Consider the following 15,122-nt stretch of genomic DNA (forward strand, 5'->3'; position numbering starts at 1 on the left):
TGCGAGGAAATCACGTCATTGCGAGGAACGAAGCAATCTTCCCGCATGTCATGCTGAGCGTAGTCGAAGCATCTGTTCGTATCTAACCGTACAGATCCTTCGACGCTGCTCAGGATGACAAAGTTCAAAGATTGCTTCGTCGTACCTCCTCGCAATGACGGGAAAACCTATGGTTTATCCCACCACACCCTACTATTCAAATTATCCTCACCACCATATGGAAGCGCAGAAACCGCAGCTTCATAATTCGCTTTATTATTTGCGGCCTCACTTAGCGGATAACCATCTCTCCTAGGCATCTTACCACCATTAATCTCCGAAGCCAGGGTCAGCACAGGATAACCTGTCCTTCTCCATTCTGCCCAACCTTCATACCCATACGGAAACACATGAATATACCGTTGCGTAGCAATCTGCTCCAACGCTTTCGCTGGAGAATATACTATCGCCGGTTTTGCCAAATATCCAGCTGCTGAAGCATCTGAACCGGTCCATTGCTTGATCGATTCTTTTATCCCCGTTTCATAATACGTTTTCGCCTGCGCATCTCCACCAGCTATCCATCCCAACTTCGCGGCTTCCGCTTTTGCGAACTGCAATTGTGCATAAGTTACCAATGGCACAGGAGAGTCTTGATTTCTGATTCCAGCACCCAACAAAGACACCTTAGGGATATCCACGTCAGGATTCGGAACTGCTTTTCCAAATGCCAGTCCAGCGTATCCACCTGCTGCATTCTTATCCCCATAAACCGCCAATCGAGGATCCTCCTGTGGCAACATCAGGTTTACCAAAGCCTCCGACAAAGCATACCAGTTTCTTTTCAACACCGTAAAGGAATTGTACCAGAAATTCTGATGGGCAGCCTGCGCCAAATGAGGATAGGATAAATTATCCGCATTTGCGGTCATATCCCCAGCCTGCATGGCCTTTTCAAACTCCGCCTTCCCTAAGGTAGGATTCACTTTGGATAAGCGTAAGGCCATCAACATATGGATGGAATTCCCCAACTTCTTCCATTTGGACATATCCCCCTTATAAATAATATCGTTCTTGATCGTTCCGTTAGTCAATACAATAGCGGCATTCGCTTCATCCAATAAAGTAAATAAAGCTTTATAGATATCCTCTTGCTTATCGTATTTAGGATTTGGAAGAGCAGTTCCCTGGAAAGCTTCCGTATACGGCACATCCCCCCATCTATCCGTCACATTCCACATAAAGAATGCTTTTAAGATCTTGGCTACGGCCACCTGATTGGCAACCGGCCCTTCATTAGCATCCAATGCATCCTGCTTGCTCAGCACATCCTCCAAGTTCATCAACGGACCCACATACCAGGTCTCAAAATCAAAATTCTGCGCAATAAAACGGGTATTATCCGTATAGGTTGTTAAACTCAGGTATTGCGGATAATGCACACCATACGCACTAGAACTTAAATTTGGCAGGAAAAACTGTGCATTCGCAATCAATTGCGTTCCTGAGGCCTTACTGGGCTTATTGGGATTTTCATAGTACGAATCATCGAAATTAGTACAGGAAGCAACCGCAATAGGCGTAAGGGCAAATAATATATATTTTAATAAATGCTTTTTCATGATGTTAATGGTTAAAATTTAACACTTAAATTAAATCCATAGGAACGAACGGTCTGCAATTCTCCCTTTTCGATCCAGCTGATTGAAGCACTTCCAGCCGATAATTCTGAAGGATCAAGCCCTTTCGGAGCTTTTTGCCAAATCATCCAAGGATTCCTAGCAATAACGGCTACTCGGATAGATTTGAATGGAGAGCTTCCTAATTGATTCTGGTTAAAGGTATAGCCTAAACTTACCTCTCTCAGTTTGATGTACGAAGCATCGTACAACCATTCTTCGTAGATACGGGTACCGATGTTGTTTCTAAAATAAGTTCTTGCATCTACAAATGCATTCACTTCTTGACCAGTAGCTTCTGAAATACCATTTATTTCATAACCTCCACCATCTGCCAATGGATCACGAACATTCTTGCCATTGCTGTTCATCGCTGCAGTTTCCTCCGCCTGACCAGACTTAACGGCCAACATTTTCGACCAGCTGAAGAATTGACCTCCTGCTTGGAAATCGATCATGGCATTAAGGTCCACATTCTTATACCGGAAGGAATTGATGAATCCTCCTGTAAAATCAGGCAGAACGGATCCGAAGTCCTTGTTCATCTGCTGAATAGGCATATTGCTATTGTCTAATAGAATTTTTCCGGTTGCTTCATCCGTTTTATAGCCCGGTCCTACCAAGGATCCGAATGCCATACCTTTATTGGCATACAAATACACCGTTTGGCTGGAATAGGTATTGGAACCCAACTCGTAGGAATCAATTCCAGGGATCAGCTCATGGATTTTACTATTGTTTTTTGCACCGTTCAAGGTGGTTGTCCAAGTGAAATTCTCCGTTTGAACTGGCGTTGCATTAATCGACACCTCAATACCGTTATTTTCGATATCTCCGGCATTAACTGTTGCACGAGAGAAACCAGTTCCTGAAGAAGTGGAAAGACTGATCACCTGATCCTTATTACGTTGTTGGTAATAAGTCACATCCAATCCCAAGCGGTCCTGGAAGAACTTCAAATCGGCACCAATTTCATAAGAATGCGCGAAAGAAGGCTTCAGATTAGGATTGTTCAAAATATCAGGAATAGAAAGTGTATTGATGGTAGAATTCGAAGTCGCATACACACTTCCGATATTATAATTGGTCAAGATATCGAATGGATCCACATCCGCACCTGCCACCGCATAAGAAGCTCTCAACTTACCAAAACTCAAAGCAGAAGGTCCGATCAGGTTACTGAACACAAAGGCACCAGATACCGAAGGGTACCAATAGGAATTATTGTCTTTAGGTAAGGTCGATGAAATATCCCGACGGATAGAGGCATCCAAGAAATAAGTATCCTTATAACCAATAGAAGCCATGGTATAGAAAGAACGTATCTGTTTTTTCAATTTATAAGATTCATTCAATGGTCTATCAATCGAACCTTCGATATTAAAGAAGGCTGGAGAACTCAATCCACCCTGTGTTTTTTGGGTTAGGTAATCATAATTCCTTTGATAGATATTACCACCCATATTGGCATTCAGTGAAAAATCGTCCCAAACCTTATCGTAGGTTGCCAAGAACTCGTAGTTCGTTTCATCATTTTGGAACTTCCCTACCGAATATCCTGTATTGGATAAGAAAGATCCTGCTCCAGATTCAGAACGTCCACCGATCGATAGTTTACGACTGGTGTTTTGGGTAAATAAATCCTTGCGCACGAAAGCCGATAGTTTCAATTCCGGCAATACCTTATAGGTTAATCCCGCATCACCAAAAACGCGATCACGGTTATCATTGTTCAGGTTTTCGTAAGCATCAAAGAAAGGGTTGTTCCAATCCGATGGTGTATTATTGATCATCAATTCCTGCGTGGTATTCGGATTCACGTTCCAGTTCATGATCGTACCATCGGCATAGCGATAGTTCCTCAATCTATTGATATCGATATTACGCTGGAACCATTGCGTTGCACCCGTAAAAGAACCTTGGTACCCCATTACCGGACGTTGACCATTGTTATTTGCATAATTGATGTTCGCAGAAGCCGTCAGGTTATCGGTTAGGTCCAAGGAACCGTTCAATGCAAAGTTATTACGCTTCAACCAGGTATTCGGGTAAGTTCCTTTGATGTAGGTATTGTTGTACGAGAAACGAACCGCGGAATTCTCCGCTCCTCCAGCGATCGTAATACCATTATTGGTATTCATTCCTGTCTGAAAGAAATCCTCGATATTATTTGGTTGTGGAGAAAAAGGGGTTGCTTTTCCATAATCTTCATCCTGTTTATAGAAACTATAATACATCCTTACAGGCGTACCATCCATCTTTGGACCCCAAGATTCATCATTTCCGTTCACATACAATTCGCCGGAGGCCAATTTCAGGAAGGTCTGGTTATTACCCACCCCATAAATATTCTGCAGTGGCATAAAATTTCCGACCTGTTCAAAAGATGTAGCGGAGTTGACATCGACAGATATGGATTTCGGACCCTTTTTACCCTTTTTAGTGGTGATCATGATAACCCCGTATTGTCCTCTCAAACCGTACAAGGCAGAAGCCGTAGGGCCTTTCAGCACGTTGATGGATTCAATATCCTCCGGATTGATATCCTGTCCCACGTTTCCAAGATCTACGCCATTACCGGTACTGCTACTGAAGTTGGCATTGGAAATAGGTGTTCCATCAATTACCATTAAAGGTTGGCCACCACCAGTTACGGAGTTGATACCCCTGATCTTGATCTTTTGGGTACCACCTAAACTCGCTCCTGAAGAACCGGTAACCTGCGCACCAGCTACTTTTCCTGCCAAGGATCCAAGGACATTGGTTTCTTTTGTAAAGGTCAAATCATCCCCATCGATCTTCTGGGTCGAATATCCAAGCGATTTTTCGCTTCTTTGGATGCCTAGGGCGGTTACTACGACCTCATCGATCGCTCCCTCTTCCTGATCCAATTGCACCTGAATGCTCGTCCGGCCATTTACGGCTACTTCCTTGGGTGCATATCCTACCGCCGTAATCCGAAGAACAGCACTATTAGGAGCATTGATCGAAAATAATCCGCTTTCATTGCTGGCAGTACCCTGCTGGGTACCTTTTATAAATACCGAGGCTCCTACTATGGGCTCTCCTTTCGTATTTGTAATCTTTCCAGCTATAGATTGTTGTTGTGCGGCCAACATTTGCATAGAGCAAACGGATGCTACCGCAAGTGAAATAATTGAAGGTAGTTTCATCTTTAGCTTGATTGGTTATTAAGACAAAACTAAGATAGCTGAATGATGTCAAATCTGATAGGAAATTTGCAAAAAAATGCAATTTAGATTGATTATTTGTTAGTATTTGGGAAATAAAAAAGAAAAATAGCCAAATAATGTTGCATAAAATTGCAATTTTATTGCCCATAAAATAAAAAAACAATCAATTTTTTAGGTTGATTGTTTTTTTAATAGCTCTGCTAAGAAATTAATAGCAATATTATTTCAATTTTATACCAATTCCGGGGCGATCCGGTAAAATACATTTCCCATTCTCCACCCGCATGCCATCATAAAGGTCATTATCAATCAAAAGTGCTCCGTCCAAATCCGCCCAATCCACTAAAGGCGCTAATTGAGCGGCCGCAGAAATGGCACAGGAAGTCTCCGTCATACAGCCTAACATCACTTTCATGTTTAATGCCCTGGCCAATTCGGCCATTTGTTTGGCCTCTCGCATACCGGTACACTTCATCAATTTGATGTTGATACCTGTATAGACACCTTGCAATCCTGGAACATCCACTAAGCGTTGGCAGCCTTCATCGGCAATTGTCGGTATTGGTGAATGCTCAGTCAGCCAAGCATTCTCATCGATCATTTCCTTCGGCATCGGCTGTTCCAGAAAAACCACATTGCGTTCCTTTAACCAATGGGCCATTTCCAAAGCTTCTTCCTTATTTTTCCATCCCTGATTCACATCTGCACATAAAGGCACATCCGTCACGGAACGAATGGTTTCTATAATCATTTTATCGGTATCCAATCCTAATTTCACTTTTAGGATCTTGAACTGTTCCGCTTCCTGCACTTTCTTTCTGATCATGTTTTCCGTGTCGATACCGATGGTATAAGAAGTTGCGGGGATCAGCTCCGGATTCAGACCCCAGATCTTATAAAAAGGCTGGTTCATCAATTTCCCTAAAAGATCATGCAAGGCGATATCCAGCGCCGCTTTTGCAGCTGTGTTTTTCGCCTCCAAGGCATCTACGGCATGCAGGATTTCCTCTGTTTGAAAAGGAGAATCGAAAGATGAAAGATCGATCTTATTTAAAAATGCCATCACGCTTTCCTGCGATTCGCCGAGGTATGGCGGCATACTTGCTTCCCCATATCCTACTACCCCTTCATACTCCAGTTGCGTCAACACCACAGGTGTGGTCGAACGGCTGAAAGATGCAACAGTAAAAACATGTCTTAAAGTTAGGGTGTAAGGTTTGAACCTCAGGGTAAATTTCCCCATTTTTTTACTTACCCATTCTTGTTGATCCATCTCTATTATGGTTTATAATATGCGTTGTTCTGAACTTTTTGGATTTGGGCATCCTCCGCCCCGATATACCTGCGCGCTGCAACAACGGTCCTGGTCTGGAAATCATCATAGTTGCTAGCGTTCTTCAACATGGAATTGATTCGCACGGTACCAGCTGCATGAATAAATTCGCCATTACCAATATACAATGCCACATGGGTTACCCTTGCATTCGGGTTACTGTTTTTTCCAGAAGCAAAGAACAATAGATCCGCAGGTTTCAGGTTCTTTAATGCCTTTTCCGCATCAAAATGCCCATCCTTATCCAATATATCAATTTTATCGCCAGCCAATACTTGTTGAGAAGCATCCCTCGGAATCACATAACCATTCATGTAATAGGCTGTTTTGGTGAAACCCGAACAGTCTACCCCTTTTACTGAAGTTCCACCCCATAGGTAGGGTAATCCCATCATGGTCTTTGCACTAGACAGCACATTCTCCGAAGTCAATTGGCGGGTGGCTAGCCATTGGTCAAAACTTAAGGCTTCACCTTTAGGGATGAAAGCAATCCGTTTATCGGGATAACTTACTTGATAAAAATCACCAGATTCTGCTGTTAGGGCAAGAATATCCCCATATACTAAATCCGATACGCGAATACTCGCCGGATCAGCTTTCGAATAGGATTTTCCAAATTCCTGCGTATAGATTACTTTTTTACTGTTTTTCCAGTCTGCAATTTCCTTGGCATTCATCGGCACCAAGGAAGAAGCAGGAATGTAGGAAATATAACCTTCCGGAGTTCTGACACGGAATTCCCCTCGGTCCTTCTGTAGAATATCTACCTGGGTACCCAACAATGCTTGGGTTGCCATTTCAGAGGCATTGCCCGGTTGGGTCCTTAAATTGGCAACAGAAAGGTTGATCACCCCATAGATGTTCTCCCCAATAGAAGTATCCGGTAGGGATTTGATGGATATTTTACCTGGTAAACCTTTAATCTTGGACTGTAGGAAGGTATTTGCTTCCTTCTCAGTAGATTCGATCACATAGGTATTCTTCTTTGCATCCGCTTGTACCAATGCAACAATTTTAGTACGTTTATCTGGCGCATATTTTTGTTTAGCTTCCAAGACCAGCCCCTCCACTTTTTTATACAGCGTGGAATCTGTCTGGGCATGGGCTAATTGATTTATTCCGAGAATAAAACAAAATAATGCGGTAAATTTAAAGTTCATGTTCACTGTTTATAAGTCCTAAATAGGTAAATATGCAATTCTATTACTAATATTGCAAATACTATGCATTCACGAAGAAAATTTATCAAACAAAGTATTGTCGGGGCAGCTAGCCTATCGGCAGTAGCTACCGCCATCTCTTGCGACAATAATAGCAGTGCAGCCAAAGGCCAAGGAAAAAAACCAATTGTTATTTCTACGTGGGATTTCGGCGTTGCAGCCAATAAAGCAGCTTGGGAGGTATTAGAAAATAATGGTCGTGCATTGGATGCCGTGGAGCAAGGGGTTAAAGTAGCCGAAGCAGACCTGGAAAATCAGACCGTAGGTAAAGGCGGATTCCCAGATCGGGATGGCCATGTAACCTTGGATGCCTGCATCATGGATGAACTAGGCAATTGTGGTTCTGTGGCAGCTTTGGAAAATATTGCCCATCCTATTTCCGTAGCCCGCTTGGTGATGGAAAGAACCCCACATGTGATGCTGGTTGGCCAAGGTGCAAAACAGTTTGCTTTGGAGAATGGATTCCAAGAAGAAAATTTATTGACCGAAGCTTCTGAAAAGGCATGGAAAGAATGGCTGAAGGAAAAGAACTATAAGCCGGTAATGAATATTGAGAACAAAGCTTTTGCGACCGAAAAACTTCCTGGAAATAAATACAACCACGATACCATCGGTATGTTGGCCTTAGATGCGAATGGGAATCTATCTGGCGCCTGTACCACCAGCGGCATGGCCTTCAAAATGCATGGAAGAGTTGGCGACAGCCCCATCATTGGCGCAGGATTATATGTAGACAATGAAATCGGGGGTGCAACTTCAACCGGTGTAGGTGAGGAAGTCATCCGTACAGTGGGAAGTTTTCTGGTGGTAGAATTGATGCGTCAAGGCTATTCTCCCGAAGATGCCTGCAAAGAAGCCGTGATGCGGATCGTGAAAAAGAAACCCGATATCGCCAAAGATATCCAAGTTGGGTTCCTTGCTTTAAATAAAAACGGAGAATACGGTTCTTATGCTTTGCAGGATGGATTCACCTTTGCCGTATGCGATAATGAGAAACAAGACCTCATCGAAAAAGGAAAGTACCATTACAATCCGAAGAAAAGCTAAAAAGAATTCTTCGTAAATTTGTATAAACAAACAACAAGATATGATTGCAACATTCGGTGGAGGTTGCTTCTGGTGTACAGAGGTCATCTTCCAACATACAAAAGGTGTAAAGGAAGTCCTTCCAGGTTATATGGGCGGACAACGTGAGAACCCAACCTACGAACAGGTATGTTCAGGCGCTACGGGGCATGTAGAGGTCATTCAGATCGATTTTGATGAAAGCCAGGTTTCCTTTCAGGATCTATTGGAGGTTTTCTTTAAAACCCACGATCCTACTACATTAAACAGACAAGGAGCTGATGTGGGAACCCAATATCGATCGGTGGTTTTCTACCATGACGACAAACAGAAGCAGGAAGCAGAAGCGTTTATCCAAGCATTGGAAGAGGCTAAGGTTTATGATAGTCCGATCGTAACGGCAGTAGAACCAGCAGTAACCTTTTGGGAAGCCGAAGATTATCACCATGATTACTTTAACCAGAATCCCCAAAACCAATTCTGTCAAGTAGTCATTGCTCCCAAACTACAGAAATTCCTAAAGTTATATCAGCAATAACGATAAAAAAAACAGAGTCCTATTGGACTCTGTTTTTTAATGCTGGCCATTCTGCCAAAGGTTTTGATAAATCTATCAGATAGCCGTTCAATATCGCATATTTAAGGTTTCCAGCTGAATCACCAATGTAGAAATTGGCCGTTCCCCCTAAATCAATAAAGCTTGTTGTCGCAAAATTAGGTTTATTATAGATATGTATAGGCAAATTATGCAGACTTCCCACTTGAGCAGGTGTCAGTCCCTTAACTTGAATTCCCATATAACCCTTTTTCAACAGATCGTAAGCCATTTCTTTACTGATGTTCTTCAAGGAATCCACCGGTGTTGCTGCTAATTTACCAACCACCAATTTCATTCCTTTAGCCTCTACTTCATCATATCCATAAGACTCTGGAAGATCACCGATATCCTCTACCCTACCTCGGATAAAATAATCTCTTCCAACCGTAGTTTCACCACGACGGATGGCAATATCGCTCACCAAAGAAATAGAATCTGATCCAAATTCCAATCCACGAATCATCACATCGTGCATCTGGCTGGCATTGAATGGAATATCCTCATACCCTTTAGCATCATATTGGCCATAACTACCTTCGGCAATTTCCAATAGAGCGTTCAGGATAATGATAAAATTCAATTTACGGATCTGTTGTTTTTCCGGGTCTCCTTTTAATCCACCCGATTCGATCAATACCGTGCTGGCATCCCAAGATTGGAAATTATCCCCAAATCCACGTGGTGTATAGGTATCATCGTATTTCGCCACCGCATCAGGAATGTACTGTTGCAAAATGGTATTCATCCCGACAATGATCTGCATGGCTCCCTTTCGGATATCGTTGATATCCCTTTCCTGATTAAATGCCGGTGCCAATAAAGAAATGGTCACTGGATTCTTTGTATCAGGCACATTGTAATAAATATTCTGATCATGAAGGTTGAAACCGTACCTCGGATTAACCGCCTTGGCACGCGCTTTTAATAAAGCTCCTTCTACCGTTTGACCTGCTCGGGCATCCCGATTAAGGTCTATGCTCTGCGCATTCCTACGCATAAAACGTTCTGCTCCATCCGGATTGAGCATCGGAATAAAATGAAGCTCTAAATTGGATTGGAGTATATTTCTGATGGAATCAAAACCATCGTTCTTTCCGGAAAGAAAATTAAAGATATCAAACAAGGCCATCGTAGCAGTAGGCTCATCGCCATGCATTTGTGACCAAAGCATCACCTTTTTATCGCCTTTACCATAGCTTAGCTCATAAATCGCCCTTCCTTCCACAGATTTTCCAATTTGAGAAACTGCAAACAGTGAATTTTCTTGATGAACTTTAACCAAAGAATCAATATCCTGATGTTTGAAACGTCGATGGAAAAGCGCTTTTTCCTTATATTTAGCATGCATCTCATTCCATTGACTGCTGTCGACCTGAAGCCCCTTTCCTGAAGAGGAATTCGAAGAAAATGGATTGCCGCATGTCGTTGCAGCGAGTAAACCGATGGAAACAAGAAATAACTTCATACTATACTAACGCTTTTTCAAGAAACTCTATTGTGCCTTTACTGGCATCGATCCTTGCTTTCACCCCTACCGGCAATAAGAACTGATCAGAAACATGACCAATCACGGCTCCGGAATAGGAAGGAATGTTCAAGGGTTTGATATAGTCCCGTAAGATCTGATCTAGGTTCAACGATCCATAACCAGCAGATGGGCTACAGTCGGTACATTTCCCAAAAACAAAACCCTTGATCTGGGATAATATCCCAGAATTCATCAACTGGCAGAACATCCTATCCACTTTTTCTGGCGATTCGTTGATCTCTTCCAAAAAAAGGATACTATCCTTAAAATCCGGAAGATAAGGAGAACCACAAAGACCCGAAATCAAGGTGAGGTTTCCGCCCAAGAACTTCCCTTCTACAACACCTGGATTAATGGTTGTAATCCTATCTTTATACTGGACCACATTATCTCCTTTTTTATCCGGATTACTATAGGTTACCAGTTTGTTTTCCATTAACTGTTCAGTAAAGCCCTTAGCTACATAATTACTCCATGTACTGGTTCCTACCGGGCCATGGAAAGTAACCAAACCAATTTTTGCTTGAAAAGCCATGATCAAGGCCGTGATATCACTATAACCGATCAATGCCTTCGGGTTTTTGGCAATCATATCGTAATCGATCTTATGCAGCAGCCTGGATGCTCCAGCACCTCCACGGATACAAAGAATACCTGCTACCTCTTTATCACGAAACATCGCATGCAAATCTTCCAACCGCTGCGCATCTGTTCCGGCCAGATTACCATAACGTTCGCGGATATATTTTCCTTCCTTCACCTTGAAACCAAAATAAGCCATAACATCCTTACAGATGGTAATGGACTCTTCATCCGGCAATGCGGAGGCAGGAGTTATCAGGCCAATGGTATCACCGGCTTTAAGCACCTTTCCTTTTAATAAATTCTTCAATTGTGCGGCTGTGGCCATGGCTTCCGAATGCCCGAAAAATGGCACACTTGCCAAACCAAGTCCAATGGCTTTTATAAATGAACGTTTATCCATAATTAACGATTAAAGAGTAAGCGATGTCCAGAACCTACTTCTACAATCTTCCCTGCCGTATAGGCTAGATTTCCTGAAACCAGGGTATGCTCGATGGTAGAAGAGAACGTGTGGTTATCGAAAGGTGACCAGCCACATTTCGATAAAATATTGTTTTTATTTACCGTGTAAGGTTTGTTCAGATCCACCAATACCAGATCCGCCCAATAGCCTTCCCGAATAAATCCGCGTTGTTCAATCTGAAAAAGCGTAGCCGTATTATGCGCAGTCTTTTGAACCAATTGTTCCAAGGTCATTTTTCCTTGTTTTACCAAGTCCAAAAGTGCCTGTAGCGCATGTTGCACCAAAGGTCCACCAGATGGTGCTTGAAGATAAGGTTGTTCCTTTTCTTCGATGGTATGTGGCGCATGGTCGGTTGCAATCACATCAATATGGCCATCCAGAACAGCTTTCAGGATAGCATCTCTATCGTTGGCTGTTTTTACGGCTGGGTTCCATTTGATGTAATTCCCTTTGGTCTTGTAATCTTCATCCGAAAACCAAAGATGATGGATACAGGCTTCAGCCGTAATCCTTTTCTGTTCCAATGGAATATCATTTTGGAACAAGGCTGTTTCCCTGGCCGTTGAAATATGCAGAATATGTAATCTGGTATTGTTCTTTTTGGCAAGTTCCACCGCTTTGGAAGAAGATAAGTAGCAAGCCTCCGCCGATCGGATCAAGGGATGCATTTCGATGCTTACCTGCTCGCCATATTTTTCCTTATAGGCAGCCAGATTGGCTTGAATAGTTGCTTCATCCTCACAATGGGTAGCGATCAAGGTGGGTGCCTGGCTAAAAATAGCTTCTAATGATCTTTCATTATCTACCAACATATTACCGGTCGATGAACCCATAAAAATCTTGATACCACAAACGTCCCTCGGATTGGTTTTTAAAACCTCCTCCAGGTTATCATTTGCAGCCCCCATGAAAAAGGAATAATTGGCTAAGGAGCTATCTTGGGCAATATCGTATTTATCTTGGAGCAGTTTCTGGGTCAAAGTATTAGGCACCGTATTGGGCATTTCCATAAAAGAAGTGGTCCCTCCGGCTACCGCAGCCCTACTTTCGCTGTAGATATTGGCTTTATGGGTCAGCCCCGGTTCACGAAAGTGAACCTGATCATCGATCAGCCCAGGAAAAAGATGTAATCCTTCCGCATTGATTTCCTGATCTGCTTTCAGATCCAAGGTACTCCCGATTTTCGCAATCCTTCCATCTTTGATATAAATATCCAGTGCGCGTTGCTCCCCTTCATTTACCACCAAAGCATGTTTGATTAATATAGTAGACATGTAATTTTTTTTATAACAAATATAGAAAATATGCCTCCTTTACATAGGCTTTATTCAGATTTCCCGTCAAATGTTCCGTCAGGCACATAGAACATCTCTAAATCCTCTTTCTTTTCGATCCTACGGCATCCCCCATTTTCCAACAACATCAATTGATTGCTGATGTCCAACACATTCATATAATCGTGATCCGAGATCAGGATTCCTTTTCGACGGCTGGAATCCACGATGTGTTCTTGGATCTTTTCCTTCAGAACAGGAGAAAGGCCTGTAAAGGGCTCATCGAGTAGAATAAAAGTGGCCGGTTGATGTAGTAAGAGTAGGATTTCTAAATACCTCAATTCGCCCCCCGAAATCTCGGCAATTTTATTTTTAAGGATAGGTTTTAACACTTCGTTCTCATATAATCCCTCTCGAAAAGTTTCATCGCTTATCATAAAGTCGATCATATGCTTCACCAAGGAAGATGTAGGCAGAAAGCTATCCTGTGGCAGGTAGCATACCTCTTTCGTTTCAAAAGCCCGATTCACTTTCTTCCCATTGATTCGTATATAGGCGTAATGGGCGCGGACAATACCAAATACAATTTTCATCAGGGTTGATTTCCCTGTTCCATTTCTGCCAAGCAATCCGATAATATCGCCTACCTTCAACCTTAGATAACCACCGGTCAACAGCGTACGCATGCTGGAATAACTGAATTCCACTGAATCTACATGAAGTTCTTTTTCATTTCCGGACATAGTACAAGATTAAAGCAATGAGCAAGCCTGTTAAAAAGTTCCAGAGAAAGGATAGCAAAAGTAATCTTCTTCTGGAGTAACCGAGGTTATAATAGACGAGGTTTCCTGATTTATCAAAGAAGAGCACAAAAGCACAAACCGGTATAAAAGTCAGCAAAGAAAAGGCCGCCACAAAAAAGCCTGGACCAAGTTTGATATAAAACAAAGATGCAAGTAAGTTGAATATAAAAATCGGCCTAAAAAAACGCCAGATATATTTGTTCATAATTGGCATAACTAAAGCTACGAATAATTATGGTTATATTTAGCAATACAGCTACATTCTAAAGCATTATCGCTCAATTCTGAGGATTGTCCGTGTTTAAACATTAATTTCATGGTTTATTGATCACACTATACAAAAAAACATGATTGCAGACGTATTCAACTTTCTGACGGAAGCTGGGCTTCGGGAAGAATTGGAGGAGAAGGGAGTTCATTTAAAGGTTCCAGCAGGTAAAATAGTCGTTGAACCCAACAAATATATCAAGGTCATCCCATTATTGATCCAAGGCACGGTCAAGGTGCTCAGACAGACAGAGAACGGCAATGAACTTTTCATCTATTATATCCGAGCTGGCGAATCCTGTGCGGTTTCCCTATCCACCTCGCTGATGGATAAATTATCCAACATCAAGGCGATTGTCGAAGAAGATGTGGAATTAATTGCTGTTCCATCATCGGTAGCCAGGCAGTGGTTTGAAAAATATGCCAGTTGGCGGCTGTTTGTCCTGAAAACCATGGATCAACGCTATGATGAAATCATCAATGCATTAGACAATGTGGCTTTCAAGAAGATCGAAGAAAGACTGCTCGAACATTTGAAATCCAAGGCAGAGATAATGCAAACAACCATCCTGAAATTAACACATCAAGATATCGCTATCGAATTATCTACTTCAAGGGAAGTGGTCTCTAGGCTGTTAAAGGTATTTGAGCAACGCGGTTTAATCAAGCTTTCAAGAAATAAAATAGAAATCCTGTAATTTTTTTAGGCTCTGTGATAAATGTCACGTAGTTTAAATGTTTTGAGTTGCATTTTTGTGTTATCACACTAACAAACGATGCTATGAAAAAGAACATGGGAACCGCGGATAAAATCATCCGCATATCAATCGCATTCATTATTGCCGTATTATATTATTTGGGTATAATTTCAGGAACTCTAGCTATCATATTACTCCTTGTTGCTGGGATTTTTATCCTGACTAGTCTAATAGGCGTATGTCCTATCTATAGTATATTCGGCATTTCTACGAGGAAAAACAATGATGCCAATGAATATCACGAATTCTAAAAATTGAACATCTAACACCCTTAGGCCGATGGGAAATGATAGCCTTGATCACACTAGTATTATCAACACTTAAAGGCCAATAAATTGAAATAAAGGTGCCCCAAAAGGCACCTTGTTTCTTTAAT

General features: G+C 42.1%; 12 protein-coding genes. 4 read left to right on the top strand and 8 right to left on the bottom strand.

Annotated elements, in window-relative coordinates; translation table 11 throughout:
• Nucleotides 1-167: 167 nt before the first annotated feature.
• The 4 genes from VJ786_RS06830 to VJ786_RS06845 all read right to left on the bottom strand — a co-directional run bounded on the left by VJ786_RS06830 (nucleotide 168) and on the right by VJ786_RS06845 (nucleotide 7,345).
• Nucleotides 168-1,601 carry a SusD/RagB family nutrient-binding outer membrane lipoprotein gene (locus tag VJ786_RS06830; RefSeq protein WP_336557476.1) on the bottom strand — a complete coding sequence of 478 codons (1,434 nt, stop codon included), beginning with the start codon at nucleotides 1,599-1,601 and terminating at the stop codon, nucleotides 168-170.
• Nucleotides 1,602-1,612: 11 nt separating this feature from the next.
• On the bottom strand, nucleotides 1,613-4,831 hold the full coding sequence (locus VJ786_RS06835; RefSeq protein ID WP_336557477.1) for a SusC/RagA family TonB-linked outer membrane protein: 3,219 nt from the start codon (nucleotides 4,829-4,831) through the stop codon (nucleotides 1,613-1,615).
• Nucleotides 4,832-5,072: 241 nt separating this feature from the next.
• On the bottom strand, nucleotides 5,073-6,125 hold the full coding sequence (locus VJ786_RS06840; RefSeq protein WP_336557478.1) for a dipeptide epimerase: 1,053 nt from the start codon (nucleotides 6,123-6,125) through the stop codon (nucleotides 5,073-5,075).
• Between the two features lie 5 nt (nucleotides 6,126-6,130).
• A complete protein-coding gene (locus VJ786_RS06845; RefSeq protein ID WP_336557479.1) occupies nucleotides 6,131-7,345 on the bottom strand; it encodes a C40 family peptidase in 1,215 nt (404 codons plus the stop codon).
• Between the two features lie 63 nt (nucleotides 7,346-7,408).
• On the opposite strand from VJ786_RS06845, the gene VJ786_RS06850 reads away from it, so the two are divergent.
• Nucleotides 7,409-8,452 carry a glycosylasparaginase gene (locus VJ786_RS06850; RefSeq protein ID WP_336557480.1) on the top strand — a complete coding sequence of 348 codons (1,044 nt, stop codon included), beginning with the start codon at nucleotides 7,409-7,411 and terminating at the stop codon, nucleotides 8,450-8,452.
• A 40-nt stretch (nucleotides 8,453-8,492) separates the two neighbouring features.
• Nucleotides 8,493-9,008 (top strand): peptide-methionine (S)-S-oxide reductase MsrA, encoded by a 516-nt coding sequence (gene msrA, locus VJ786_RS06855; RefSeq protein ID WP_099367239.1) that lies wholly within the window; start codon nucleotides 8,493-8,495, stop codon nucleotides 9,006-9,008.
• Nucleotides 9,009-9,027: 19 nt separating this feature from the next.
• Here the strand turns inward: msrA and VJ786_RS06860 are convergent, their stop codons facing one another.
• Genes VJ786_RS06860 through VJ786_RS06875 form a run of 4 tightly spaced genes read right to left on the bottom strand, consistent with a single transcriptional unit; the run spans nucleotide 9,028 to nucleotide 13,661 of the window.
• Nucleotides 9,028-10,533, bottom strand: a complete 1,506-nt coding sequence (locus tag VJ786_RS06860) for a M14 family zinc carboxypeptidase (protein WP_336557481.1) — start codon at nucleotides 10,531-10,533, stop codon at nucleotides 9,028-9,030.
• Nucleotide 10,534: 1 nt separating this feature from the next.
• On the bottom strand, nucleotides 10,535-11,581 hold the full coding sequence (locus tag VJ786_RS06865; protein ID WP_336557482.1) for a S66 peptidase family protein: 1,047 nt from the start codon (nucleotides 11,579-11,581) through the stop codon (nucleotides 10,535-10,537).
• A gap of 2 nt (nucleotides 11,582-11,583) precedes the next feature.
• The gene (locus tag VJ786_RS06870) at nucleotides 11,584-12,918 is read right to left on the bottom strand and encodes a dihydroorotase (RefSeq protein WP_099367236.1); all 1,335 of its coding nucleotides are present in this window, start codon (nucleotides 12,916-12,918) and stop codon (nucleotides 11,584-11,586) included.
• Between the two features lie 50 nt (nucleotides 12,919-12,968).
• Nucleotides 12,969-13,661: an ATP-binding cassette domain-containing protein gene (locus VJ786_RS06875; protein WP_099367235.1), complete on the bottom strand. Its 693-nt coding sequence runs from the start codon at nucleotides 13,659-13,661 to the stop codon at nucleotides 12,969-12,971.
• Between the two features lie 407 nt (nucleotides 13,662-14,068).
• Between VJ786_RS06875 and VJ786_RS06880 the strand changes: the two genes are divergently transcribed.
• Nucleotides 14,069-14,686, top strand: coding sequence for a Crp/Fnr family transcriptional regulator (locus VJ786_RS06880; protein WP_099367233.1), 618 nt, complete (start codon nucleotides 14,069-14,071; stop codon nucleotides 14,684-14,686).
• A gap of 83 nt (nucleotides 14,687-14,769) precedes the next feature.
• Nucleotides 14,770-14,997 carry a YgaP family membrane protein gene (locus tag VJ786_RS06885; RefSeq protein WP_099367232.1) on the top strand — a complete coding sequence of 76 codons (228 nt, stop codon included), beginning with the start codon at nucleotides 14,770-14,772 and terminating at the stop codon, nucleotides 14,995-14,997.
• Nucleotides 14,998-15,122: the final 125 nt, after the last annotated feature.

The sequence above is a fragment of the Sphingobacterium tenebrionis genome, assembly GCF_037126265.1.
Lineage (GTDB): Bacteria > Bacteroidota > Bacteroidia > Sphingobacteriales > Sphingobacteriaceae > Sphingobacterium > Sphingobacterium tenebrionis.